Raw genomic sequence first — 24,513 nt, forward strand, 5'->3', positions numbered from 1 at the left:
TTTTAGTGCATAAGAATTGGGTTATAAGGCTTATTTGTTTCTCAGATGGAGCAAATGGCCAAGAAGATATTGCTTGGGGATGATATTTTTATGAGTAAGCAAATCAACATCACTTCTGGACGCCCACGCAGCATCCATGCCGACCAAGCGATTTTGCAAGCGACCTTAGACTTGCTTGCAGAGGTAGGATATGAAAGCATGAGTATAGAAGCGATCGCTTCTCGTGCTGGAGTTGGTAAAACGACCATCTATCGGCGTTACACTTCCAAAGAAGAACTAGTTGCAGACGCGATAGAAAGTCTCAGAGATGATTTAGCGATCCCCGATACTAGCAGCTTTTGGGGAGACATGGATCTTTTGATTAATAATGCCGCTAAAAAAATAGATAGCCCCCTTGGTCGTCAGACACTTGCGCTAATAATTAGTACAGCATCTAGCAATCCTCAGTTTGCACAGGTTTACTGGACAAAATATACAAAACTCCGACGTGAAGCCTTTTCTAAAGTACTTGAGCGAGCCAAGTTTAGAGGTGAAATACACAAGGATGCAGACGTAGACTTAATTATCGACCTGGTGAGCGGGTCATTATATTATGCACTGATCTTCAAACCCACAACTGAGCCAGTAGAAGCGTATATGCGCCGCACAATGAATCTTCTGCTTAAAGGTATTGGACATGGCAAATAGGGTATGGGACATCATGCCATGTCCAATTTGTTGCAAAAATAACTTTTCATGAACGGTTGTAAATGAGATGATGGATTAATTAGAGAAAAAGGTGAACAATTGTTATTTTTCTCCTTCCGCTTCTGGTTGCAGAATAGCACTACAGTACTGAATGAGGGTTGTCAAGCGATCGCTAATCGTCTGAAGTCTCGTTTGTACAGTAGATGCTTGCCGCGCTCCTTGCAAAAACATCACATCTATTGCCAACAAGCGCAATTGCTTGCTCATTTCAGTTTGATAAGACTGCACTCGCCAGTTTTCATCAGCCAAAGGCACAATCTGTTGCCCGAAAAATTGCTGCAACGTGGCTACACGCTGCCGCAGTTCTGGCGCAGCGATTTGGGTAGTTGTGGCATCGGAGCGTAATTGCTCTAACAAAGTTACGAATGCCAGATATTTCTCACAGTTTAAAGACATCCAGTGCTAGTTAAGATAGTATTAATGTCAAGTTATTTTTCTTCTACAATAAACTTTCTTAAAGACTTATCAGCACTAAAAGCCTCAAATCGTGATTTGGGGCTTTGTTTGCCATCAATGGATTTTCTTTCTTTAACGATCCTTGAAACTCAAACTGGATGACTAACCAGACGCTCCTGCGTCGCTAACACTGCGCTATTGCAATTGGAGAATCATCCTTACACTGCTTTTTCCACCCGTCTTAGGGCAACAGTATCTTTTCAGGGCGATGCTGCTAGTTTTATTTATCATTCACTTATCTACCGATCCTTTCTAAACCCAATTGTATGAGCAGTATAGCGATAAATTCATCAGTTGACCTTGCCATTCCCGAATGGTTAAAAAAATGTTTGAAGGAGTCATCGACAAGTAGCGGCGCAGGGGAAGATGACAAAAAGCATAATGATGCCGTCTTAATTGGTCGGGCATTTGAATTTGCTTACCAACTGCATGAAGGACAATACCGCAAATCGGGAGAACCATACATTGCTCATCCCATTGCTGTGGCTGAATTGCTGCGTGACTTGGGAGGCAGTGCTGCTATGATAGCAGCTGGATTTCTCCATGATGTCGTTGAAGATACAGAAGTTACAAGTCAAGACATAGAAGAACGCTTTGGCGCAGAAGTGCGACAATTGGTCGAAGGTGTCACCAAGCTTTCTAAAATCAATTTCACCAGCAAAACCGAAAGCCAAGCCGAAAACTTCCGGCGGATGTTTTTGGCAATGGCGCAAGATATTCGGGTAATTGTGGTGAAATTGGCAGATCGTTTGCATAATATGCGAACTTTACAATATATGTCAGAGGCCAGCCGCCGCCGCAGTGCCCAGGAAACGCGAGATATATTCGCACCCTTAGCCAATCGCTTGGGGATTTGGCGAATTAAATGGGAACTGGAAGATTTGGCTTTTAAGTATTTGGAACCGGAAGCTTACCGCCAAATGCAAGAGCATGTTTCTGAAAAACGGACGGCGCGAGAAGAGAAATTGGCTAGAGCTACGAACATGTTGGAAGAGCGTTTGCAGCAAGCCGGAATCCACTTTCAGGAGATCAGCGGTCGCCCCAAGCACCTTTATAGCATTTACCAAAAAATGCACCGCCAGCAAAAGGAATTTCATGAAATTTACGATTTAGCGGCGCTGCGGATTATTGTTCAAACCAATCAGGATTGCTATCGGGCGTTGGCGGTGGTTCATGATGCTTTTCGCCCAATTCCTGGGAGATTTAAGGACTATATTGGACTGCCAAAGCCTAACCGTTACCAGTCATTGCACACTGGGGTGATTGGATTAACTGGTCGTCCTTTGGAAGTGCAAATTCGGACAATCGAAATGCATCATATCGCCGAGTATGGGATTGCCGCCCATTGGAAGTATAAAGAAACAGGTGGTTCTAGCATTAGCCATTTGACAGGCACAGATGACAAGTTTACTTGGCTGCGGCAACTGCTGGAATGGCAAACTGATCTCAAGGATGCACAAGAATATCTTGATAGCGTCAAAGATAATCTATTTGAAGATGATGTCTATGTCTTCACCCCTAAGGGGGACGTTGTTCCTTTAAGCCCCGGTGCCACCACTGTAGATTTTGCTTATCGCATTCATACCGAAGTCGGAAACCACTGTTCAGGGGCGCGGGTGAATGGGCGAATGGTGCCACTGTCAACGCGGCTACAAAATGGCGATATTGTAGAGGTTCTCACCCAAAAGAACTGTCATCCGAGTTTGGATTGGTTGAACTTTGTCAGGACTTCGGCGGCGAAATATCGAATAAAACAATGGTACAAGCGATCGCGCCGGGAAGAAAATGTCGCTCGTGGAAGGGAGTTGTTAGAAAAAGAACTTGGTAAAACTGGTTTTGATAGTTTGCTAAAGTCAGATGCGATGGAGACTGTCGCCCAAAAGTGTAACTACCATAGCGTGGACGATTTACTCGCTGGTTTGGGTTACGGAGAAGTAACGTTGAACCTAGTGCTAAATCGCTGGCGAGAAGTAGCCAAGGGACAACAACCAGTTTCCACTGTGTCGCCATTTATCCCCAAAGAACCAGCAACATCAAAAGCTTTGCGAGATGCACCTCCAACTACCTCACGTTCCACTGATTCGCCAATTTTTGGGGTGGAAGGTTTGGTGTATTATTTAGCTGGGTGTTGTGCCCCGATTCCTGGCGAACCAATTATTGGTGTGGTAACGCGAGGTAGGGGGATTTCAATTCATCGCCAAGGCTGCCATAATCTGGAAACTGTGGAGTATGAGCGCTTAGTACCAGTTAGGTGGAACCCATCTGCCGAAAATAGTGGTCGTCCGCATACTTATCCAGTAGATGTTCAAATTGAAGCCCTTGACCGCGTCGGGGTGTTAAAGGATATTTTGTCACGCTTAAGTGACCAAGGGATCAATGTCCGTCATGCCCAGGTGAAAACCTCTGTTGGTCAACCTGCATTGATCGACTTAGGAATAGATATACGCGATCGCTCTCAACTAGAGCAAGTCTTCGTCCAAATTAAGAAAATGAGCGACATTTTGAATATCCGCCGCGTCGGTCAAATTGACGAGTAATAGGGGTATCAGTATCCCCTTAACAAAAAACCTTCTTTTGCTTACACCTAGCAGCCTGTCCGGGAACTCAATATGGCGGCTATAAACTGCGTCTAAAGAGATAAAACCTTCCCTGGCAGGTTCGTAAACTATTGATTTGACCTATCATGAGTGATATTATTTTGACGAGCTAGAAAATATGAATAAAACCTTCCCTGGCAGGTTCGTCAACGATTTTTCGATTTTAAAATTGTTAGGAGCAATCAAAAATGGTTTCAGAGAAGTTTTTAGTAGTGAAAGGCAAAGCAGGGATGGGAAATCGTTTTCTCTCTCTCTTGGACAGTATTTTATATGCTCAACTTACTAATAGAAAGATAATTGTTGATTGGAGCGATGAGGTTTACTCAAATAATCGCAGCAATGTTTTTCCTGACTTTTTTAATCTTGATCATGTTACTCAAGCTTCAGAAATACCTTCTACTCAATCTGTATATCCAAGTTTCTGGAAGAATAGCTTAGATAAATCTGTGAATGAAGTACTACTATCATACGAATCTCCAGATGATTTGCGATATAACAACCCGAAAATATGGTCAAAATATACTACTAATATGTCTCGCATAGATTATAGTGAAGATATTTTGATTAGATGGTCGTATGTAACAGAGACTTATAAGCTAAGAAGATATTTCTTAGGTGATTTCGCTTATTTACAACGTCTGAGTAATGAAACTATTTTAAAAAAGATAATTAGAGAAAATCTGAGTTTACAACCTAATATTGAAACAATTATTAAAAAAACTGTAGATAATTCTTTTGAAGATATAGTAATCGGAGTTCATGTTAGATATACTGACAGAAAAACTTCCAAAAATCTATATTTAAAATTTGTTGATAAGATTCTTGAAAAACATCCTAAAAGTTTGATATTTTTAGCTACTGATAATCCAGCAGTAGAAGATTTTTTTAGAGATAAATATACGAATATTTTAGTGACAGATAAGTGGTACCCTGCCTCAGGATCTTCTTTACATCAGAATCCTGAATGTCCAGATAGATTTGAAAATGGTGTTCAAGCTTTAATAGATATCTATTTATTAAGCAAATGTAATTATCTAATATACAATAAAACTTCTACTTTTGGTGTAGTTGCAAAGTTGATTTCTGATATCCCAGAAGCTAATACAATTGATACTTCTCAATACAGCTTAAAAGGAAAAGTCAAAAACTTAATTGCTTGGGTCAGAGAAAAAACAGTTCTTTCGTGACCTTTTTTCAATTAAAAGTTAAAAATTAAGAAGAATAATAATTTTTAATTAATTTTAGGTACAATCCCCCAATAATTGAATTTTTAATTAATAATTTTTAATTTTTAATTGGAGCGAAGCGACTTGACTATAGTAGTTCTCAATTGAGGTGTAATAGATTCTTAATTTTAGATGATGTCACATCTTTAGAAGGTGTCCCCAAAATTGCTTGAGAATATTGATTAGTGTATGTATTAGTTCCAATTCCCATGCAACAATTATTTCCCGGAGAGGTATTCGCCAACACTGCGGATTTTGACACTGGTATTCGCCAACTGTTACCGCGATACGATGAGATGTTGGAGGTAATTACCCGTTGTTTAACTTCCACAAGTCGGCGTATTTTAGAATTAGGCTGTGGTACAGGCGAACTTAGTCTCAAGATACTCAACCGCTTTCCAGACGCCCAAGTAATAGCCCTAGATTACTCACCTCGAATGTTGCAATTTGCCCAAGATAAAATCACAGCAGTTGGATATCAACAACGCTGGACTGGTATACAAGCAGATTTTGGCGACTGGGCAAATAATCCAGAGAAATTGGATATTGATAGCGAATTTGATGCTTGTGTCTCATCTTTGGCAATTCACCATCTCCAAGATGAGATGAAGTTGAAGTTATTTGAGCGAATTGCTGCTAGCCTCCCTCAAGACGGCTGTTTTTGGAATGCAGACCCTACTTTACCAGAATCACCAGCCTTAGCAGAAGTTTACAAGGTGGCACGAGAGGAATGGGCAGTTGAACAGGGAATTAATTTGACAGAGATCCGCGCTAAACGTGGCACCGGTAGTACTCAAGGTTACTCTAGTCAAGACCAGCTAGCTAGCTTAGAGACTCATTTACAAATGTTGAGCAAAGCTGGATTTAAGACAGTTGCAGTACCTTGGAAATATTATGGTTTGGCGGTGTTTGGTGGCTGTTTGTGAAAATTTTCGGTTTTGGATGCCTAGATTTGAGATTAGCCTGTCTCCAATAGGCATTTATCACATTAACAGCTTGATAGTAACAAAACAGCAATAAATAATATTATTTCTCTTGATCGGAACTAATATATAAACGCATTAGGTCTGTAAAGGAGGTCTTGCTAACTCACACAAGAGTTTTGGCTGAAACTTGTAGTAATTAAGCTGGCTTTGTGTTTTTATACAATATTTCCAGATCATAAGTACCCATGAGGGTACGATCAATCCTCTACAGACCTATCCAAAAATACAGAGTAGAAAATTTTCTTCACAAAAGAAACCACGAACACGCGATTTGGATTCGTTTTTCTGCTCCTTTCTCCAGTGGAGTTAAAGCCACTGTTTGCCATCACTTAGTTTCAAAAGGAGAATATCTTGGATGGCTCGAAATAAAAAGAAATCAGCCGGTTTCAAGCATGAGCAATCACCATACTCTAGATGCCCTATTTGTTGTATTATCCCGCCCCATATACTAAAAAATGTCGTGGTGAATGGCAATCCCCAGCAGCGTACTTGGGCATTTCATACATTAAATATTTCGGCACAATTTCAGGGACGAAGAAACGTCGTAGGTAATATCTCATTTGCGCCTTCTCCTGGTGAGAAGCGCCGCACCATCTATGATGCCAAAAATGGACAGCAACTCCCTGGTACGCTGGTACGTAGTGAGGGTGGCCCTCCCAGCAGCGACCCAGCAGTGAATGAAGCCTACGATGCGGCGGGTGCTACCTATGACTTGTTTCATGAGATATTCGATCGCAATTCCATTGACGACAAAGGACTACGTTTAGACTCCACCGTGCATTATGGTGTTAAATATGACAATGCCTTTTGGAACGGCGACCAAATGGTTTATGGTGATGGCGATGAAGAACTGTTTCAACGTTTCACAAAGTCAATTGATGTGATTGGGCATGAGCTAACTCATGGTGTAACCCAGTATCAAGCGGGTTTACAGTATTATGGCGAACCAGGGGCACTAAATGAGTCGTTTTCTGATGTCTTTGGTTCCTTGGTGAAACAAAAGATCAAAAATCAGACTGCACAAGAGGCAGACTGGCTGATTGGTGAAGGTCTTTTAGTACCGACTGTCAAAGGTGTTGGCCTCCGCTCCATGAAAGCACCAGGAACAGCTTATGACGATCGAGTATTGGGTAAAGATCCCCAACCAGCCCATGTGAAAGATAAATATACTGGTACTGATGATAACGGTGGGGTGCATATCAATTCAGGAATCCCTAACTATGCCTTTTATCTAGCGGCTGTTGAGATTGGTGGCTATGCTTGGGAGAAAGCGGGTAAAATCTGGTACATAGCTTTACGCGATCGCTTGCGTGCCAAAGCAGATTTTAAAAAAGCTGCCAGCGTTACCATTCAAGTTGCTGGCGAACTCTACGGTAATGACAGTAATGAGCAAAAAGCTGTGCAAAATGCTTGGCAAAAGGTAGGAGTTATTTAGAGTTAGGAGTGAGGAGTTTTTTGACTCTCAACTTCTAACTTTTTTAGATGTGTTGTTTGTTATTGCTAAACTGGGAGGTAAAAACTAGGACTTACGCACTGTACAAATTAATCATAGTATGTTTCACGAAAATAGGTCGTTTCAGCCTTTATTAATTGTTCTTTGATGATCAGTAAACCCGCGCTGTAGGGGCACAGCATTGCTGTGCCCCTACGACAGATGTGGTTTTTAAAGCCTTAGATACTATGTATTTTGTGTCAATGCGTAAGTCCTAAAAACTATCATCTCCCAGTCTTTGTATTTTCTCCTAACTAAGTAGCACAACGGAGAGCAAAAAAATGCGGATATCGTTTGAACGCACGGGCGGCTTTGCTGGAATTACCAAGAAAACCACTGTTGATACAGACACTCTCCCGCCAAATGAAGCTAGCACACTTCCCCGACTGGTGGAAGCAGCTGATTTATTTAGGCTACCGGAACTAATTACTTCGCCAAATCCTCAGAGCGATCGCTTTCAGTACAAGTTAACAGTAGAAGATAACGGTAAGCAGCATACTGTAACTGTCAGTGAGTCAGCATTGCCAGGAACCTTAAGACCCCTGATTGAATGGCTTCAGATAATAGCACAGAAAAGGTAAAAAGTAAAACATAATTACTTATAAGTCTCTGACACTGTAGAATATCTCCTCAATGGTCGAAATGGTGGCAAAGTGGTAGTAACGTAATTCGTAAAAATGAATTAAATAATTCATTTTTATTAATTACTCTCAGGGTTGAGTTCGTTGATTTCTCTGCATTTAACCTCTGCGGCTTGATATGCTGTCAGATAGTCTTGACCACCCAACATTACGTCACCATAATATTCATAAGGTGGATCACCATAGATTGGCAATGGATCGTCTTCTGGATAATCTTCTTTTGATTCTTCAATGATGGCTTTCAGTTTTTTAACAGTCAGACTATGTGCTGCAAAATACCAGATTTCTTGGGGATTTTTGTTCAGGTGAGGTAATGTGGGATCGATAATACGGACATCGGAGGCGTCGTCTAGCTCAATCCAACTGTGTTCAATCGGTCTGTATGGCTTCCCAGCAAATGCTAAAAATCCCTGAATATACCTTGCTCCCTCAGTGGATAATGCTGCTTTATAAGCATTATCAAATGGAGTGCTAGCTCTGCTGTTTATCTGTTCAGCAATTTTGATTGACAGCGTTTCATCCAATAGTTTGTTCATCAATAGCAAGGATTAGAGCAGCCATGAAAACATATTACCACTGCTACTTACCATTTTGCTTGGGCATTGGGCATTGGTTATTCACTAATGACAAATGACTAATGACTAATGACAAACTCTACTTTGTGCTAATCACCATGTGTAAATTTATTAACAAGTCGCTTGAGGTGTAGGGTTGGGACAAAAGGGTTTTAACACTATTACCAAGGTTTTTAATCATTTCATGATTGGATGCTAATCAACCAACACCACACTAATTTCTTGTTGATGTTTTGTATATAGTGTGATCGCATTAATACCATCACTAGCCACTAAAACTTTATAGGCATTTTGTTCTAACCAGGTTTGAGTAACTTCTCGAATTGAATCTTCATCATTAACAACGAGAATTAATTCTCCATGACCTGCTGGTAATTCCTCATATCTAGCTAATTTACTATCTGTATCGATTGTCTGCGTTACGGGTAAGCAAACTTGAAACTCTGTACCTTTGCCCACTTCATTAACTACATTCACAAAACCACTGTGGCTTTTGATAATGCCAAGGACTGTTGAAAGACCAAGCCCTGTGCCTTTACCCACTTCTTTTGTAGTGAAAAATGGCTCAAAAATTCTATCTACTATTTCTCTTTTAATTCCTGTACCTGTGTCGCACACGGTAATCATCACATAAAGTTAAGGGCGCAGAGCTAGCTGTGCGCCCCAAGTATGTTTATCTATAAAATCATGGGGTTGTGGAGGGATCGAGTTTTATCCGAGCCGTTTTGGGACGACAAGGACTTCCCCAACAAACCTGCCCCGAAGGCATATTAGTAAAAACACTGCTCCGAGCGCCAATCACAGCATTAGCCCCGATTTGTACTCCTGGCCCAACAAAACAATCTGCCGCTACCCATGCACCATTGTCGATGGTGATACTCGCTGTTTTCAACCCAAAGGCAGGATCTTGCAGATCGTGAGTACCAGTACACAGATAACTTTTTTGGGAAACTACGCAATGTTCACCGATGTCGATCTGATCGAGGCTATATAAAACTACGTTATCTCCAATCCAACTGTAGTTGCCAATAGTGACTTTCCAGGGGTAAGTGAAGCGGGCCGTGGGTCGAATTAATACACCTTTGCCGATACGAGCACCAAATAATCGTAGCAAAGCACAACGCAGAATATTTAACGGTTGAGGAGTTAGAGGAAAGGCGATCGCTTGTACAAACCACCATAACAAAACATACCAACTTGGACGCCCCCGGTCAAACCAAGATTGGTCATATTTGCGTAAATCTACGAAAGGTTGGTCATTAGTCATGATCAGGAATCAATGGTCAATAGCTTTGCTTCTGCTTCTCTGCTCCCCTGCTCCTCTGCTCCATCCTTCGGGATAGTTGCAGTATTTAAGTGACCACCACAGTTGCGTAATTCGTAAAGTTTAACACCAATTTGATATTCATATTGACTCAGCAAACGTGCATAGATATATCCTGCTTTGCCATCTAAAAAACCACGTTGAATTATATAAAACAAAACAAATCGCAGAATGGGTTTAAATGGTAGGCGTACCCACACCTTTTTCAAAAATCGTTTGCGTTGTACGGCATCACCAAATAGATTAGCGCCGATAGTACCGCTATCATCTTTACCTGTAAGAATATTAAAATAAACCCTGGCTTCCCAGTTTGAATAGCGGTTATGGCGTTCTAACCAGTGATAAAGGTCGCGGAAGTCCTCGTGGAGCATATCATTTTTGAGATACCCAACTTTTCCCTGCAAAATTACGTGTTCGTGAACTTCGTTATCACCAGTATTAGGAATATCTTCTGTATTTAGATTTTCGTAGCGACCTTTTGTATGTTGAAATAAACGTAGATTCCAATCAGGATATTTACCGCCATAACGAATCCATTTTCCTAAGAAAAATACGCGGCGGTTGAGATAATAACCTGTATATTCATGATTTTGAATTACTTGGTCAATTTCTTCCCAAAGTTCGGGGGTGATACGCTCATCACAATCTACAATTAGCACCCATTCATTACGAAAAGGTAGATTATCCAAAGACCAGTTTTTCTTTTTGGGCCAGCGTCCATTGAAGTTGAATTGCACGACATTTACACCGTGACTTTTAGCAATTTCAATGCTGTTATCGGTACTTTGAGAATCTACTACAAATATTTCATCTGCCCTGCTGAGGCTAGCAAGGCAAGCAGGCAAGTTAGCTTGTTCGTTTTTTGCCGGAATTAGTACTGAAACTGGTATTTTAGATGACATATTGAGTAGAAATTATATTACTGGTTATTTCTTATTTGATGTAGATAAAAGACCCTGAATAGCAGCATTTAAGTAACCAATCTGACCGTAAGCATATACCAGTTTGTCAAACCGTTCTGCTGGATCGGAGAAATATTGTAATGCTTTATACAAGCCTCGCAAAAACCGTTCGCTACCTCGCTGCAATTGAGCGATCCCAGCTTTACCAGCAAGTTGTTCTCGATAGCATTCACTGATACCCTGCCACCAGCCCCGGTTTAAAAACCAGGAGCGTTGGAGGCGTTCTGGGGCTACATTGTGAGCGACGAGTGCTTCGGGAAGATAAGCGACTTGCCAACCACGCTGTAGGGCGAATTCGGTCATTTGCAGTTCTTCGTTAGATAATAAATTTTTCCCAACTCGACCGAGATGAGGATCGAAACCACCAATTTCTTCTAGGAAACTGCGGCGGATGGAGTAATTTAAGCCTCTGGGTGTTGAGCCAGGTTGCTCAATGTAGATGTTACTGTCACCTAAGTCGTATGCACCCAGATTTGCAGCTAGCCCCGGAGATAGCCACCGTGGTTGTTGAATTCCTGGAGGCCACAGGAGAGTGACTTTGCCACCTGCGATCGCTAGCTTAGAATTATTGTAATAGGCAGAATATAAAACTTGTAGCCAGCCCTTACTGGCAACTGCATCATCATCTAGATAAGCAAGAATATCACCACTGGCTACCTTTGCACCTGTGTTACGGGCGACAGATAAACCAATGGTGGGTTCAAAAACATACTTCAGGCGCGGATTGTAGGTTTTTTGTTCTACAACCTCACGAGTGCGATCGCTAGATCCATTATCAACTATCACAATTTCAAAGTCAGCAGCAAAATCCTGCGCTAAAAGACTATCAATTGCAGCCCCTAAATAGGTATCTCGATTGTGAGTACAGATAATGGCAGAGATTTGGATGTCTGGCATAGATTTAATTTTGGATTTGAGATTTGGGACTTTCCTTCTCTTCTCTTTCAGAGACGCTAACGCGAACGAGAGGCTGCGCCAACGGAACGCTACACGTAGCTTGCTTCCCCGAAGGGTACGGCTACGCTCAGTCGAACGATTTTAGATTAAAATCTTAAATCCAAGGCATAACTGCTGAGAGTTAATCTAAACCAAAATTTACCGACCTACCAACCGAGTTTCTTCGGAAATAATCTTTAAAACTTTACGTTTGTTGAATATGACTGTGTAAAACTACAAGAGTTTGGGCCAGCTGACTAAGGCGGGTTTCCAAAGATTGCTTGCGCCCTAACAGTTGACGTAACTTTTGGTAACGAGCGATCGCCATACTAACATTGGGAACCTGATCCGGTGGACATGGGCGCGACCAAACTTTACCAGTATCGTCTACACCACAGAGGCGATAGCCAGTAATAGATGATTGATAAGATACTTTTCCACCAGTGGCGCAAATTTCTTCTACGTAGTTCATCAGGCGGTCAACTTCTGCATGGCGCAGTGTCGCGGTTCCTCCCGCTTCTGGTTCGGTGGGATTGGATTCTAACCAGCCATTGACAATTGGGCCTTCTAAGTAAATATCCTGAATTTGCTTCAAAATATTTTGCAATTCTGTTTGCCAATCGGCGACAGTTTCCTGAATTTCTTGCAATAGATTCATCGCCAATGCTGGATTCGCTCCGTGGCGATGGCTACTAAAGCTCGGAGTTTTCAACTTGGGTAGGCTGGGTGTTTTGCTACCATTCTCTTCTGCTTGAAAAGTCTGCACAGAGTCATGGTGAGGAAAGAAATTTTGTTCAGAAGAATAATCACTCTCAGTCTCTTTGCCCAATTCAACGAGTTTCTCATCCTGAGAGGATGGAATTTGTGTACTTTCTGTGGGTTCGTTGGCTCCGACGCTAATTCTAAATGAGAAAGGCCGTTTTGTCGTCGAATCACCTGTTTCGGCAGTAGAGGCAGTGCCGCGATTCCCTAAATCGTGTAGAGTTGCTTCAATGCGTTTTAAGCCTGCGTTCATAAAGATGTCCTAAAGTTTGCTTTCCCCAGTGGTATTAAATAATTGAGAATGGGGTTGTTGGGATTTTTGGCTTTTGCCAGTTATAGCATCAATGATGCTGGTGCTAATTTTATCCCTTAAAAGTTATTTGAAACCAAAAATCTCACCGATGAAGTAAAAAATTGTGGTAATAAATTGTAACCGTGGGTATGTAGAGGACGCAGGAGCCAGGAGATTGGAAGTTGGAATTTATCTGTTGCTCTCAATTCCATCTAAATTCCAAGCCACGAAATCGTAGATTTTGGTGGAGGACTTAAACTGCAAGCTCACTTGCGATAATAACCGCAAGAGGCAACGGCAATATTCCTTCTGCCTCCTGCCTCTGTTATTAAAATACTTAGTAAAAAACTTTGGGTAAAATCATCTTAGTAACAGGGCCAGCACGATCTGGTAAAAGTGAATGGGCGGAAACTTTAGCTATGCAGTCAGGAAAAGCAGTTGTTTATGTAGCCACAGCCACCGATAACCTAGACGATCAAGAGTGGCATCAACGCATTTTAGAACACCAACAACGTCGTCCCCAAGACTGGGTAACTCTATCTGTACCCGTGGAACTGTCTGCTACCCTCGCTGATGCCAAACCCTATACTTGCCTCTTAGTTGATTCTTTAGGAACTTGGGTTGCTAATCTCCTAGAACAGGACAAATCTAGCTGGGAAAATACCCTTGCAGAGTTATTAGAGACAGTAGAACTGGTTGCTGCTGATATGCTGTTTGTAGCAGAAGAGGTCGGTTGGGGTGTGATACCAGCTTATCCCCTGGGAAGGATGTTCCGCGATCGCTTGGGTTCTTTAGTACGCCAGCTAGCAACACTTAGCGAAACTGTTTATTTAGTGACTGGTGGCCATGTTCTCAATCTCAGTATCCTTGGTTCGCCATTGCCAAATAGCGGTGATGCTGGAACATTCAGGAGTCAAGATTCTTAACTGTTGATTCAAATTAATCCCAAATTTAAAATCTCAAATCTAGAATTGTAATATGGCAACCAAACAAGAAGTTAAACGATACCTTGCCTACTGGTTTCAGTTGGGTAAGAAAGTGATTACGGGCAACGGTGAGGCAAGCTTTTTGCCCCAAGACGCTCGCGGACTCGCTAACGCTCCGCTATCGGTGCTAAATGGCGATCGCTATAGTGAAGAATTTGAAGAGTGTTGGCAAAAAATTATTTCACCGGAATCGGGTGATTGTTACCTTGAGGGTACATACGAAACCATTGCTGAATTGTTGACACCAGCATGGAATATGCTCCCTTGCAGCCGATGCAGTATGCCAATAGCCGCGCGAAACGTTGGGATGCCGGCGTTGTTATGTCCCTGCAATGATTTACCTAACTGGCCGAATACTGAATTGCCAGCACCGCGAGAGCCAATTAAAACTCAAGATAAACTCCAAACAATTCGCGATCGCCTTGTAAAGAATATTACATAAATAAACAACAAATTTGGAAATCTGACAACTTTTTTCTAATTTTCTAATTATTTGATTATTTTAATTTCTCCTGTAGTGCCCTTAAATCTCACTACAGAATTTTTGTATGCCTGCACTAGCTAGGGAAAAAATAACTATTGGTTATTAACTAAAGTTGATGAGAAGTGCAGTCTACGCCAACGCACCAACAAAAGTTACAAAAATCTCAAATTTTAATTAGCAGCACAAGATGTAGCGACAAGTGAGGAGTTATGAGGCGATCCAGTGGGTACTTGAGCAACTAGAACCACGTTCCCATCGGCATCTAGAATCCACCCTTGGGCTTCTACAATTTGAGTAGGTTCATTGACAGAATTAACCTTCTGTGATTTTTCTTCTGTATATACCTGCGCCTTAACAACGGCTCTTTTCTGAATACCCTCAGCCCGATTCTGACTCTCTGGAGGGAGGGCGATCCAATCTGCTAGCACTGCATCATCAGCTATCAATGGCTCTGTAGGATCGGCTTGTATTCCTCCACGCCCAGTAGTAACAAATGAACTTCTTCCTATTTTTCCACCAGAACTACAACTAGCAGTAACTTGCTGCGAAGCATCAACCAGATTTACGGGTAGTTCCACTAATCCTTTACTGGGGTCAGCATCTGGTGAGTTGATTTGTACAGTGCCACTTAATGAAGGGTTTTGCTGAGAAAATGCAGTGATGTCACTTGTTGGTAGGTTATTCGGATTTATATCTTTTGGATCGAGCCTCTCCACCTCTGCACGAGGGCGTGACACAAACCCAAAGGTATTCTTAGCGGCGATCGCGATTTTACCACCAGAACCAAAGTTAGCGTTGGCGGTAATATCGCTATTTCCGAAAGGAGTGGCGACAAGAAAGCCATTAGGTGCATTGATAGTGATATTACCGCCAGTTTTATCACCTCCAGCATTAGTAGAGATTTGACTGTTGCGACGCATCAGTAATAAGTCCTGCACCTGTACCGCAATGTCACCGCCCTTACCTGACTCACTATCAGATGTGAGTTTTCCTTTATCCAGCAGGATGGAACGAGCGCTGACATTGAGTTCGCCTGCTAGACCTAAATTGGGTACACCTCCTTGATAGTTAACATTTTTTCGAGCTTCACTGCTGACAGTTATTGCCGCCCCATCTTTGATAACCAATCGCCCTGTAGTTAAGGTCAAGTTGCCGCCATTTCCAGACCCTTGAGTGCCAGCAAACAAGCTACTGAGCCTAGAACCATTTGCTGAGGTTCCGATTAATTCTACGGACTCGAAGGCGTTCACTATCAAATCTCCTCCATTTCCTGTAGCTGGTATAAATTGGTTAGAAAAATGCCCAAGTATACCCTCAGAACTTGTTGATATTGCTGCCCCTCCCTCGATACGTAACTTTCCAGTATTAATTATTATGTTGCCAGCATTTTGAGTGCCATAAGTTGCATTAAATAATCCACTGGATATTAAATCACTACCATCTGGCAAAGGAGCAATGGGGATACCTGCAATTAGTTCTACAGAATCTGAGGCGTTGATGGTCAATTGCCCCGCCAATCCCGAACCAGCATTGAACATTATGACTTGCGCTCCATCTTTGACAATCAACTTTCTGGTAGTGATATTTATATCTCCAGAGTTTCCAGTGTCGAAAGTTCCAGTAGACAAGAACGCATTTATTCCAAGTTCTACAGACTCGGAAGCGTTCACTGTCAAATTTCCTCCTGGTTGCGCTCCCAGAGTAAGAGCCGAAATTTGTGAACCGTCAGTTACCAGTACACGCTGTCCTTGCAGGTGGATATTACCACCACCTTTGCCACTGGTATCTACAGTAGATGGAATCTCACTTTGCTGGGTTAGTTCGATGTTCTGAAAATTTTGAACACCTTCATATCCTAATGCCCAACCTTGATTCGTCGAACTTAGACCAACCAAACTATTGCCAGCAACACTTCCTAACTCAATTCTTCCCCCACTTGCCGTTAAATTTCCGCCCTCTAGCGTTAGATCACCACCTATAAGTGCTAAGGTTTTGCCTTGCCGCACTTGTAGACCAACATTTTGTGCGAAGCTATTAATTGCATTATTTGGACTTGCTTGGGATTGATTGCGGATAGGTCGAGCAGTTGTTCCGAATTGTAAGCCAATAGGAACACTTTCTTTGAGTAGAGGTGCAGTTTGACCAGATGTAGCACTAAACTTTGTACCATCAGCAAAGTTCAAACTACTCGCCGTGCTAGCCACAAATGAACCGCCAATATTTAAAGAAGCATTACGCCCAAAAACAATGCCGTTAGGATTAATCAGAAATACATTGGCTGTGCCGTTAGCTTTGAGAATGCCATCTATATTAGAAACAGAATTGCCTGTCACTCGACTGATGATGTTCTGAATATCGATTGCATTGTTAAAGTGGGCTGTCCTTCCCGCAGAGACAGAAAACTGTTCAAAGCTGTGAAACAAGTTTGTACCACGAACTGCTCCACCATCAATCTGGTCTGTAGGCTGACCATCGATTAGCTTTGGTGTAATTATTGAGCTTTCAGATCCGAGCGTGGCATCTGTTTTAATTTGAGCTAAGGCAAAACTCTCAGCAAAAGTGAGTACTCCAGCAATTACTAAAGTACTCACCATTCCTAACTTCCACTGGCAACTGCTTCGGTTTTGAGACATGAAAAACTGCCACTCAAAAATCAGAGTTTATTAAAATACTGCTTTTTGCTAATTAGTGATGTTAGTACATTAATGTAATATTTGCTACCTAAATAATACATAAAAGCAAAGCTTAGTATTTTTACATTCACTAGAATAAACTCTTTGCAGTCCGAAGATAAAATTATTTAGCAGTTACAGCCCCTTGGGTTGCCAGTTGAAGGGCAAGGGATACACAATGCTTTTTTGACTAACACAATTTCTGGTATTGAAGCTGTTGAAGTTTCTGCTAATAATGCATTGGGTTGCTGTTCATCAACGGCATTATCAGATTTGAGTTGATTGGGGTCGAGATTACACTGCCAATGAATTCTCAAGACTCTATATTCTAATAAGCCGTACTTTTCAAGCACTGAGTGTAAGTCAGCGTTTTCTAGGCTTTCATTCATTTTATGCTGAATCTCTTCTTGTAACTGCTGTAATATTTCAGGGTCTATGACTTGTTGAGAACTCATATTGTTTTCCTTCCTGACGGAATGTGTATAATTATTGCTTCAGTTTAGTTAGCAATGATTACGCTGAGTGTCATAAAAGTTCATGTTTCCCTGCGGGATTTCCTTTGCAGCTTATTTTGAGAAAATACCAATTCAAATTATTTATTGTAAAGTGGTCAATCTCGTCTAGTAACTAAAATCGGGCTTCCATTTACCGCCTGTTTACCCACTAATTCTTAATCCCCGTCGCAGCAATACCTTGAAGAAATTGACGCTGACCGATGAGAAATAATACCATCACTGGCACTGTCGCTATTGTCACTGCTGCCATCATCAAAGGCCAATTATTCGTAAATTGTTCCTGAAACTCAGCCAACGCTAGTTGTACTGTCCTTAATTCTGGTCGTGTCGTAAATACTAGAGGCTTAAACAAATCATTCCACTCACCAATGAAGGTGAACAAAAACAGCGTTACCAACGCCGGACGGGCTAAAGGTAACATCACCCGCCACAAAATTTGCAGTCGGTTCGCTCCATCTATCGCTGCGGCTTCCTCTAACTCTACGGGAATTGTCTGGAAATACTGACGTAATAAGAAAATCCCAAATCCGCTAACCGCAGTCGGTAAAATGAGCGCCCAGTATGTATTTATCAGGTGTCCCCACTTCAACACCAAAAAGATGGGAATCACCAATAACTGAAAGGGAATCACTAAAGTTGCTAAAACGACTAATAGCAGTGCTTGGCGTCCCCGAAACTTCAATCGTGCTAGGGCGTAACCAGCCAAAGCAGAAGTGACAATCTGAAACGCCGTCACAGCGATCGCTACCAAGGTAGAATTAGCAAACGCCAGCAAAAATTTCCCCTGTTGCCACGCAACGCGGTAATTTGCTAAAGACCAGTTATTTTTGGACAAATTTTCTGGGCTGGCGGCTGTCGGTGCAAAGGAGGTGAGAAAGACCACAAATAGCGGTAGTAGAACGATAAATGCCCCTACCAGTAAGATTACTAGGCTCAAAAAATCACCAGATTTTACATTCGGGTTTGGTTTAGACATAACTTGAGCTGCAAAGCATTTATTTCGCTAGTACTAGAGCATTGCCCCCAGCAACAATTAATCTATAAACATAGTCTACTTGTTAAGTTAAATTAAACCACAGTAATTGTTACCCTCAGTTCATAGGGTAAATTCAATCCTGGTGTCAAATAATTCAAGTTTACAGGAGTAAAGATAACCATGCAGCAGCTTGCAGACCAATTTAAAGAATTAGATTTCAAGAGCGAAACATACAAAGATGCTTATAGCCGGATTAATGCGATCGTGATTGAAGGGGAGCAAGAAGCCCATGAAAATTACATCACATTAGCCGGACTGCTGCCAGAATCTCATGATGAATTGATTCGCCTATCCAAGATGGAAAGCCGTCACAAGAAAGGATTTGAAGCTTGTGGACGCAATTTGGATGTTACCCCAGATTTGCAATTTGCCAAGGAATTTTTCTCTGGACTACACCAAAATTTCCAAACAGCAACGGCTGAAGGAAAGGTTGTCACTTGTCTGTTGATTCAGTCTTTGATTATCGAATGTTTTGCGATCGCAGCATATAACATTTACATCCCCGTCGCCGACGCTTTTGCCCGCAAAATCACGGAAGGAGTAGTAAAAGAAGAATACAGCCACCTCAACTTTGGAGAAGTTTGGTTGAAAGAACACTTCACAGAATCCAAAGCTGAACTTGAACTTGCAAATCGCCAGAACCTACCCATCGTCTGGAAAATGCTCAACAAAGTAGAAGGTGATGCCCACACAATGGCAATGGAAAAAGATGCTTTGGTAGAAGACTTTATGATTCAATACGGTGAAGCATTAAGTAACATAGGTTTCACGACTCGCGATATTATGCGCTTGTCAGCCTACGGACTCATCGCCGCTTAAAAGAGTACTGAGTAGAGACGCGATTAATCGCGTCTGTACAAGAGTGCTGAGTGCTGAGTAGTTCAAATTTATCAGAACTTCAGAACTCAGGACTTAGGACTCAGGACTGCTGAACCACTTAACAAATTCCACGCCCTCAAGACAGCATAAGCCTAATAATCACTACATGTTTGGTCTAATTGGACATCTGACTAGTTTAGAACACGCTCAAGCGGTAGCTCAAGAATTGGGATACCCAGAATATGCCGATCAAGGGCTAGACTTTTGGTGCAGCGCCCCACCGCAAATTGTCGATACGATTATTGTCACCAGTATAACTGGGCAAAAAATTGAAGGACGGTATGTAGAATCTTGCTTTTTGCCGGAGATGCTGGCTAGCCGTCGGATCAAAGCCGCAACCCGCAAAATCCTTAACGCTATGGCCCATGCACAAAAGCATGGTATTAATATCACAGCTTTAGGCGGATTTTCCTCAATTATTTTTGAAAACTTTAAGTTAGACCAGTTTAGCCAAGTCCGCAATATTAAACTAGAGTTTGAACGGTTCACCACAGGAAACACACATACTGCCTACATTATTTGTAAGCAGGTGGAAGAAGCCTCAAAACAACTGGGAATCGATCTCTCAAAAGCGACTGTTGCTATCTGTGGGGCAACTGGGGATATTGGTAGTGCAGTTACCCGCTGGCTAGACGCGAAAACAGATGTCAAAGAACTTTTGTTGATCGCCCGCGATCAAGAACGCCTCAAAGAACTGCAAGGCGAACTGGGACGAGGAAAAATCATGGGTTTAACAGAAGCACTGCCTGAAGCTGACATTGTAGTTTGGGTTGCTAGTATGCCCAAAGGCGTGGAAATTGACCTTATCACTTTGAAACAACCCTGTTTGTTGATTGATGGTGGCTATCCTAAAAACTTAGCGACTAAAATTCAGCATCCTGGTGTACACGTGCTAAATGGTGGAATTGTAGAGCATTCCCTGGATATTGACTGGAAAATCATGAAAATCGTCAACATGGACGTGCCAGCCCGCCAGTTATTTGCTTGTTTTGCCGAATCAATGCTGCTGGAATTTGAGAAGTTATATACGAACTTTTCATGGGGACGAAATCAGATTACCGTAGACAAAATGGAGCAGATTGGTAAGGTATCAGTGAAACATGGATTTAGACCCCTGCTGGTTTAGTCATTGGTCATTGGTCATTTGTCATTAGTCATTGGTCATTTGTTATTTGCAAAGGACAAAGGACACAAGACAAAGGACAACTGACAGAAGACAAAGGATAGATAACTTATAACTCGTAATTCATAACCCCTACGATGGCAACTACCGAGCGTAAACCGCTACTGTTAGATTTTGAAAAGCCCCTAGCAGAACTTGCAACCCGAATCGATCAAATTCGGCAACTTGCAGAAGAAAATGGCGTCGATGTTTCTGGTCAAATTCGTCAACTAGAAGCACGCGCTATGCAACTACGTGAGGAAATTTTCACTAGTCTATCCCCGTCCCAGCGATTGCAAGTCGCTCGTCATCCACGTCGCCCTAGTACTCTCGATTACATTCAGGCAATTAGTGATGAATGGATGGAATTGCATGGCGATCGCTGTGGTGGTGACGATCCAGCTTTAGTTGGTGGTGTTGGTCGTCTGAGTGGGCAACCTGTGGTGATGTTGGGTCATCAAAAGGGTCGCGATACTAAAGACAATATTGCCCGTAACTTTGGAATGCCTTACCCTGGCGGCTACCGTAAAGCTATGCGGTTGATGGAACACGCCAATAAGTTTAGTATGCCGATACTAACTTTTATCGATACGCCAGGAGCCTGGTCTGGGGTAGAAGCAGAACATCAAGGTCAAGGAGAAGCGATCGCTTACAACTTGCGAGAAATGTTCTGCTTGGATGTGCCAATTATCTGCACAGTTATCGGTGAAGGCGGTTCTGGTGGTGCCCTTGGTATTGGCGTAGGCGATCGCCTACTCATGTTTGAACACTCCGTTTATACCGTCGCCACTCCCGAAGCCTGCGCCGCCATTTTGTGGAAAGATGCTGGTAAGGCTCCCCAAGCCGCCGTGGCTCTAAAAATTATTTCCCACGACCTGAAAAAGTTGGGAATTATCGACCAAATACTGCCTGAACCCACTGGTGGCGCTCATTCCGACCCCTTGAAGGCCGCTACTACTCTCAAGCAAGTACTGATGGAAAATTTAGACGAACTCAATCGTTTAACTGCTCCAGAACGCCGCCAAATGCGCTATGAAAAATTCCGCAAAATTGGTGTTTTTACAGAAGTTGCTCACTAACAACACTGCATAATGATTGATTAGCAAACCAGAAATGCTATAATTGCCTATGTGCTTAAAGATTTTTAACAATCTAGCCATAGGCATTTGCATGTATGTTTGGCAAATCTACTCAATTTGATTGGGTGGATTTTGTATTATGTAAATAATCTAATTTGAATGTATGGGGTGGTTTTCCAGGCAATGATTTGTTGTCTTCACTGGTAAAACCCACAATATGAGGACTATTGTGCTGCATCATAGCATTTGCCTAATGGAATTCATCAGATTTTTAGATTCCTTTAATCTATCCAAACCGAGAAGTGTGAATAATTGGATGGGAATAGGTTTTGGGAACTGCCAAAAAATTGGGAGACACCATGAATGAGTGTTGAGCAAAAACGACGCGCCCTGATTACTGGGGCAAGTAGTGGAATTGGGAAAGCAACGGCTTTAGCCTTTGCGAAAGCGGGAGTAGATGTCGCCTTAGTCAGCCGTTCTTTGGATAAGTTGGAGGCGGTAAGAGAAGCCGTAGAGCATACTGGGGTGGAAGCAAAAGCTTACGCTGTAGATTTAGCGCGGATCATGGAAGTCAAAGAAAAGATCCAAGCCATCGCCCTTGACTTTGGTGATATAGACATTCTGGTAAACAATGCTGGCATCGCCTATACAGGCTCTTTGAGCGAAACTCCCTTAGAGGACTGGCAGCAGGTAATTAACTTGAATCTCACCAGCGTGTTTCAGTGCATTGTAGGGATTTTACCTTCAATGCGCGATCGGGGCACAGGCACAATTATCAACGTCGCCTCAATTGCCGCCAAGCAACCCTTTCCTGGTTGGGGAGCATACAGCGTCAGCAAAGCTGGTTTGATAGCCCTCTCTCAAACCCTGGCACAAGAAGAACGCACTCACGGCATTCGTGTCACAGCTATCTGTCCCGGCGCAGTCAATACCGAACTTTGGGATACAGAAACAGTTCATGTCAACTTAGACCGTTCCAAAATGTTAACCCCGGAAATTGTGGCTCAGTCAATTCTCTACACAGTTCTGTTACCACAACAGGCAGTGATTGATGAATTGACCCTGATGCCCAGCACTGGCGCACTCTAATTAGTCCTTCGTCCTTTGTTTTGTCCTTTGTCCTTTGTCTTTTGCAAACGACCAATGACCAATGACCAATGACCAATGACTAATGACTAATGACTAAACCATAACCAAGACTGAATCATGACTATTGCTAGTTCCAACGGTTCCAATTGCTCTCAATCGCCTCTGATTCCCGACTTAGCAGAAGCCATAACTCCAAGACCCGATCGCAATACCCACAACGGGCGACAAGCGGATGTGTTCCCGCCAACAGAGGAACAGCTGGAGGAAATGGAGGACGCCGTGCGGACACTAATATTGGGAGTTGGCGAAGACCCCGAACGCGAAGGACTCCTGAAAACACCCAAACGAGTAGCGGAGGCAATGCGGTTTCTTACCAGTGGCTACAACCAATCCCTTGAAGAACTCGTTAACGATGCCATCTTTGATGAAGGGCATAGCGAGATGGTACTAGTTAGAGATATTAACTTCTTTAGTCTGTGCGAACACCACATGCTGCCATTTATGGGTAGAGCGCACGTTGCTTATATCCCTAACCAAAAAGTTGTCGGACTGAGTAAGCTGGCCAGGATTGTTGAGATGTATTCCCGTCGCTTACAAGTACAAGAGAGACTAACCCGCCAAATTGCCGAAGCAATTCAGACCATTCTAGAACCTCAAGGCGTTGCTGTCGTGATGGAAGCTAGCCACATGTGCATGGTAATGCGTGGCGTTCAGAAACCAGGTTCCTGGACTGTCACTAGCGCAATGGTTGGTGTGTTCCAAGAGGAGCACAAAACCCGCGAAGAATTTTTTAACTTAATTCGCCACCAAGCGGCGTTCTTTTAAGGAATGGGCATGGGGCATAAGAGGCAGGGGAGCGGAGGGGCAGAGGGGCACAGAGGAAAGACTTACTGCAACTTCTCCTCTGCTCCCCACTCCCTACTCCCCAATTTCTCAAATAACTTGGCTACTTTATCTAAATCCTTATCTCCTGGTGTCCGTTCCACACCACTAGATAAATCAACACCGCTAGGATTAACCTGATTTAGGGCTTGCACAATATTATCGGCTGTTAATCCTCCTGCTAAAAACCAAGGACAACTAGGGCTAAATTGTTCTAGCATCGTCCAATCTAAAGTTTTGCCTGTACCACCCAGTTGTTGCGGATGAAAAGCGTCAAGTAGCAAAGTATCTACATATTTTGTGTAATCAGCCGCTGTGTCAAGATGCTCAAGACTACGAATTCTCAGTGCTTTAATAATTTCGACATTGGGTAAAGCTTGACGTAATTGGGAGCAAAAATTTGGGGATTCATCTCCGTGTAACTGCACACCAGTCAACCCAGAATCAGCAACTATCTGACTGATTTCAACGATACTAAGATTGGCAAAAACCCCAATTGTGTCAATATTTGCCGGGAGTTCTGCCACTGCTGCCCGAATTTGGGATGTAGTCACGTAACGAGGTGAGTTTGGCACACAAATAAATCCTAGTGCCGTTGCGCCTAGAGAGGCGATCGCTACAGACTGCTGTGGTTGAGTAATGCCGCAAATCTTAACGCGCATAAAAATTTAACAAATTTAAAATAATATCAAGAAAGTCTAAACTATCTAAAAAATTTTTGGGCCATGTAATT

At 42.5% G+C, this 24,513-nt stretch carries 24 protein-coding genes; 13 read left to right on the forward strand and 11 right to left on the reverse strand.

What is annotated here, in order from left to right; all coding sequences use genetic code 11:
- The first annotated feature begins 90 nt into the window (after nt 1-90).
- Complete coding sequence (locus NLP_RS20050; protein ID WP_104909950.1) at nt 91-687, forward strand: TetR/AcrR family transcriptional regulator; 597 nt, start codon at nt 91-93, stop codon at nt 685-687.
- Nucleotides 688-789: 102 nt separating this feature from the next.
- Here the strand turns inward: NLP_RS20050 and patD are convergent, their stop codons facing one another.
- Nucleotides 790-1,143: a heterocyst frequency control protein PatD gene (gene patD, locus NLP_RS20055; protein ID WP_104907922.1), complete on the reverse strand. Its 354-nt coding sequence runs from the start codon at nt 1,141-1,143 to the stop codon at nt 790-792.
- A 326-nt stretch (nt 1,144-1,469) separates the two neighbouring features.
- On the opposite strand from patD, the gene NLP_RS20060 reads away from it, so the two are divergent.
- The 5 genes from NLP_RS20060 (at nt 1,470) to NLP_RS20080 (ending at nt 8,085) form a co-directional block, all read left to right on the forward strand.
- Nucleotides 1,470-3,740, forward strand: coding sequence for a RelA/SpoT family protein (locus tag NLP_RS20060; RefSeq protein ID WP_104907923.1), 2,271 nt, complete (start codon nt 1,470-1,472; stop codon nt 3,738-3,740).
- 248 nt (nt 3,741-3,988) lie between these two features.
- Nucleotides 3,989-4,987 (forward strand): nodulation protein NodZ, encoded by a 999-nt coding sequence (locus NLP_RS20065; protein WP_104907924.1) that lies wholly within the window; start codon nt 3,989-3,991, stop codon nt 4,985-4,987.
- A 248-nt stretch (nt 4,988-5,235) separates the two neighbouring features.
- Nucleotides 5,236-5,952, forward strand: a complete 717-nt coding sequence (locus NLP_RS20070) for a class I SAM-dependent methyltransferase (RefSeq protein ID WP_104907925.1) — start codon at nt 5,236-5,238, stop codon at nt 5,950-5,952.
- Nucleotides 5,953-6,367: 415 nt separating this feature from the next.
- On the forward strand, nt 6,368-7,447 hold the full coding sequence (locus NLP_RS20075) for a M4 family metallopeptidase (RefSeq protein ID WP_104907926.1): 1,080 nt from the start codon (nt 6,368-6,370) through the stop codon (nt 7,445-7,447).
- 338 nt (nt 7,448-7,785) lie between these two features.
- The gene (locus NLP_RS20080; RefSeq protein ID WP_104907927.1) at nt 7,786-8,085 is read left to right on the forward strand and encodes a protealysin inhibitor emfourin; all 300 of its coding nucleotides are present in this window, start codon (nt 7,786-7,788) and stop codon (nt 8,083-8,085) included.
- Between the two features lie 119 nt (nt 8,086-8,204).
- Here NLP_RS20080 and NLP_RS20085 read toward each other — a convergent pair whose 3' ends face one another.
- The 6 genes from NLP_RS20085 to NLP_RS20110 all read right to left on the reverse strand — a co-directional run bounded on the left by NLP_RS20085 (nt 8,205) and on the right by NLP_RS20110 (nt 12,957).
- Nucleotides 8,205-8,681 (reverse strand): hypothetical protein, encoded by a 477-nt coding sequence (locus NLP_RS20085; protein WP_104907928.1) that lies wholly within the window; start codon nt 8,679-8,681, stop codon nt 8,205-8,207.
- Between the two features lie 234 nt (nt 8,682-8,915).
- Entirely contained in the window at nt 8,916-9,347 is a 432-nt protein-coding gene (locus NLP_RS20090) for a sensor histidine kinase (RefSeq protein ID WP_234016995.1), read from the reverse strand.
- 58 nt (nt 9,348-9,405) lie between these two features.
- Nucleotides 9,406-9,987 carry a hormogonium polysaccharide biosynthesis acetyltransferase HpsU gene (gene hpsU, locus NLP_RS20095; RefSeq protein ID WP_104907929.1) on the reverse strand — a complete coding sequence of 194 codons (582 nt, stop codon included), beginning with the start codon at nt 9,985-9,987 and terminating at the stop codon, nt 9,406-9,408.
- A gap of 2 nt (nt 9,988-9,989) precedes the next feature.
- Nucleotides 9,990-10,946 (reverse strand): glycosyltransferase family 2 protein, encoded by a 957-nt coding sequence (locus tag NLP_RS20100; RefSeq protein WP_104907930.1) that lies wholly within the window; start codon nt 10,944-10,946, stop codon nt 9,990-9,992.
- A gap of 24 nt (nt 10,947-10,970) precedes the next feature.
- Nucleotides 10,971-11,903: a glycosyltransferase family 2 protein gene (locus NLP_RS20105; protein ID WP_104907931.1), complete on the reverse strand. Its 933-nt coding sequence runs from the start codon at nt 11,901-11,903 to the stop codon at nt 10,971-10,973.
- A 244-nt stretch (nt 11,904-12,147) separates the two neighbouring features.
- On the reverse strand, nt 12,148-12,957 hold the full coding sequence (locus NLP_RS20110; RefSeq protein ID WP_104907932.1) for a hypothetical protein: 810 nt from the start codon (nt 12,955-12,957) through the stop codon (nt 12,148-12,150).
- 389 nt (nt 12,958-13,346) lie between these two features.
- Between NLP_RS20110 and cobU the strand changes: the two genes are divergently transcribed.
- The gene (gene cobU / locus NLP_RS20115; protein WP_104907933.1) at nt 13,347-13,922 is read left to right on the forward strand and encodes a bifunctional adenosylcobinamide kinase/adenosylcobinamide-phosphate guanylyltransferase; all 576 of its coding nucleotides are present in this window, start codon (nt 13,347-13,349) and stop codon (nt 13,920-13,922) included.
- A 52-nt stretch (nt 13,923-13,974) separates the two neighbouring features.
- Nucleotides 13,975-14,424: a hypothetical protein gene (locus NLP_RS20120; RefSeq protein WP_104907934.1), complete on the forward strand. Its 450-nt coding sequence runs from the start codon at nt 13,975-13,977 to the stop codon at nt 14,422-14,424.
- A 212-nt stretch (nt 14,425-14,636) separates the two neighbouring features.
- On the opposite strand, the gene NLP_RS20125 is transcribed toward NLP_RS20120, so the two are convergent.
- The 3 genes from NLP_RS20125 to NLP_RS20135 all read right to left on the reverse strand — a co-directional run bounded on the left by NLP_RS20125 (nt 14,637) and on the right by NLP_RS20135 (nt 18,629).
- Nucleotides 14,637-17,099 carry a two-partner secretion domain-containing protein gene (locus NLP_RS20125; RefSeq protein WP_104907935.1) on the reverse strand — a complete coding sequence of 821 codons (2,463 nt, stop codon included), beginning with the start codon at nt 17,097-17,099 and terminating at the stop codon, nt 14,637-14,639.
- Between the two features lie 167 nt (nt 17,100-17,266).
- On the reverse strand, nt 17,267-17,593 hold the full coding sequence (locus NLP_RS20130; RefSeq protein WP_104907936.1) for a hypothetical protein: 327 nt from the start codon (nt 17,591-17,593) through the stop codon (nt 17,267-17,269).
- 208 nt (nt 17,594-17,801) lie between these two features.
- The gene (locus NLP_RS20135; protein ID WP_104907937.1) at nt 17,802-18,629 is read right to left on the reverse strand and encodes a carbohydrate ABC transporter permease; all 828 of its coding nucleotides are present in this window, start codon (nt 18,627-18,629) and stop codon (nt 17,802-17,804) included.
- 180 nt (nt 18,630-18,809) lie between these two features.
- On the opposite strand from NLP_RS20135, the gene NLP_RS20140 reads away from it, so the two are divergent.
- The 5 genes from NLP_RS20140 (at nt 18,810) to folE (ending at nt 23,723) form a co-directional block, all read left to right on the forward strand.
- The gene (locus NLP_RS20140) at nt 18,810-19,508 is read left to right on the forward strand and encodes an aldehyde oxygenase (deformylating) (protein ID WP_104907938.1); all 699 of its coding nucleotides are present in this window, start codon (nt 18,810-18,812) and stop codon (nt 19,506-19,508) included.
- Between the two features lie 166 nt (nt 19,509-19,674).
- Nucleotides 19,675-20,694, forward strand: coding sequence for a long-chain acyl-[acyl-carrier-protein] reductase (locus NLP_RS20145; protein WP_104907939.1), 1,020 nt, complete (start codon nt 19,675-19,677; stop codon nt 20,692-20,694).
- Between the two features lie 134 nt (nt 20,695-20,828).
- Nucleotides 20,829-21,809: an acetyl-CoA carboxylase carboxyltransferase subunit alpha gene (locus NLP_RS20150; RefSeq protein WP_104907940.1), complete on the forward strand. Its 981-nt coding sequence runs from the start codon at nt 20,829-20,831 to the stop codon at nt 21,807-21,809.
- Nucleotides 21,810-22,172: 363 nt separating this feature from the next.
- Nucleotides 22,173-22,898 carry an SDR family oxidoreductase gene (locus NLP_RS20155; RefSeq protein WP_104907941.1) on the forward strand — a complete coding sequence of 242 codons (726 nt, stop codon included), beginning with the start codon at nt 22,173-22,175 and terminating at the stop codon, nt 22,896-22,898.
- Between the two features lie 117 nt (nt 22,899-23,015).
- Nucleotides 23,016-23,723: a GTP cyclohydrolase I FolE gene (folE, locus tag NLP_RS20160; RefSeq protein WP_104907942.1), complete on the forward strand. Its 708-nt coding sequence runs from the start codon at nt 23,016-23,018 to the stop codon at nt 23,721-23,723.
- Nucleotides 23,724-23,785: 62 nt separating this feature from the next.
- Here the strand turns inward: folE and NLP_RS20165 are convergent, their stop codons facing one another.
- The gene (locus tag NLP_RS20165; RefSeq protein WP_104907943.1) at nt 23,786-24,442 is read right to left on the reverse strand and encodes a phosphoribosylanthranilate isomerase; all 657 of its coding nucleotides are present in this window, start codon (nt 24,440-24,442) and stop codon (nt 23,786-23,788) included.
- Nucleotides 24,443-24,513: the final 71 nt, after the last annotated feature.

The organism is Nostoc sp. 'Lobaria pulmonaria (5183) cyanobiont', assembly GCF_002949795.1.
Lineage (GTDB): Bacteria > Cyanobacteriota > Cyanobacteriia > Cyanobacteriales > Nostocaceae > Nostoc.

What these genes read in the sequence shown, in the direction of transcription:
- NLP_RS20050 (WP_104909950.1), top strand. Translation starts at nt 91, where the DNA reads ATGAGTAAGCAAATCAACATCACTTCTGGACGCCCACGCAGCATCCAT.
- patD (WP_104907922.1), bottom strand. Translation starts at nt 1,143, where the DNA reads ATGTCTTTAAACTGTGAGAAATATCTGGCATTCGTAACTTTGTTAGAG.
- NLP_RS20060 (WP_104907923.1), top strand. Translation starts at nt 1,470, where the DNA reads ATGAGCAGTATAGCGATAAATTCATCAGTTGACCTTGCCATTCCCGAA.
- NLP_RS20065 (WP_104907924.1), top strand. Translation starts at nt 3,989, where the DNA reads ATGGTTTCAGAGAAGTTTTTAGTAGTGAAAGGCAAAGCAGGGATGGGA.
- NLP_RS20070 (WP_104907925.1), top strand. Translation starts at nt 5,236, where the DNA reads ATGCAACAATTATTTCCCGGAGAGGTATTCGCCAACACTGCGGATTTT.
- NLP_RS20075 (WP_104907926.1), top strand. Translation starts at nt 6,368, where the DNA reads ATGGCTCGAAATAAAAAGAAATCAGCCGGTTTCAAGCATGAGCAATCA.
- NLP_RS20080 (WP_104907927.1), top strand. Translation starts at nt 7,786, where the DNA reads ATGCGGATATCGTTTGAACGCACGGGCGGCTTTGCTGGAATTACCAAG.
- NLP_RS20085 (WP_104907928.1), bottom strand. Translation starts at nt 8,681, where the DNA reads ATGAACAAACTATTGGATGAAACGCTGTCAATCAAAATTGCTGAACAG.
- NLP_RS20090 (WP_234016995.1), bottom strand. Translation starts at nt 9,347, where the DNA reads ATGATTACCGTGTGCGACACAGGTACAGGAATTAAAAGAGAAATAGTA.
- hpsU (WP_104907929.1), bottom strand. Translation starts at nt 9,987, where the DNA reads ATGACTAATGACCAACCTTTCGTAGATTTACGCAAATATGACCAATCT.
- NLP_RS20100 (WP_104907930.1), bottom strand. Translation starts at nt 10,946, where the DNA reads ATGTCATCTAAAATACCAGTTTCAGTACTAATTCCGGCAAAAAACGAA.
- NLP_RS20105 (WP_104907931.1), bottom strand. Translation starts at nt 11,903, where the DNA reads ATGCCAGACATCCAAATCTCTGCCATTATCTGTACTCACAATCGAGAT.
- NLP_RS20110 (WP_104907932.1), bottom strand. Translation starts at nt 12,957, where the DNA reads ATGAACGCAGGCTTAAAACGCATTGAAGCAACTCTACACGATTTAGGG.
- NLP_RS20120 (WP_104907934.1), top strand. Translation starts at nt 13,975, where the DNA reads ATGGCAACCAAACAAGAAGTTAAACGATACCTTGCCTACTGGTTTCAG.
- NLP_RS20125 (WP_104907935.1), bottom strand. Translation starts at nt 17,099, where the DNA reads ATGTCTCAAAACCGAAGCAGTTGCCAGTGGAAGTTAGGAATGGTGAGT.
- NLP_RS20130 (WP_104907936.1), bottom strand. Translation starts at nt 17,593, where the DNA reads ATGAGTTCTCAACAAGTCATAGACCCTGAAATATTACAGCAGTTACAA.
- NLP_RS20135 (WP_104907937.1), bottom strand. Translation starts at nt 18,629, where the DNA reads ATGTCTAAACCAAACCCGAATGTAAAATCTGGTGATTTTTTGAGCCTA.
- NLP_RS20140 (WP_104907938.1), top strand. Translation starts at nt 18,810, where the DNA reads ATGCAGCAGCTTGCAGACCAATTTAAAGAATTAGATTTCAAGAGCGAA.
- NLP_RS20145 (WP_104907939.1), top strand. Translation starts at nt 19,675, where the DNA reads ATGTTTGGTCTAATTGGACATCTGACTAGTTTAGAACACGCTCAAGCG.
- NLP_RS20150 (WP_104907940.1), top strand. Translation starts at nt 20,829, where the DNA reads ATGGCAACTACCGAGCGTAAACCGCTACTGTTAGATTTTGAAAAGCCC.
- NLP_RS20155 (WP_104907941.1), top strand. Translation starts at nt 22,173, where the DNA reads ATGAGTGTTGAGCAAAAACGACGCGCCCTGATTACTGGGGCAAGTAGT.
- folE (WP_104907942.1), top strand. Translation starts at nt 23,016, where the DNA reads ATGACTATTGCTAGTTCCAACGGTTCCAATTGCTCTCAATCGCCTCTG.
- NLP_RS20165 (WP_104907943.1), bottom strand. Translation starts at nt 24,442, where the DNA reads ATGCGCGTTAAGATTTGCGGCATTACTCAACCACAGCAGTCTGTAGCG.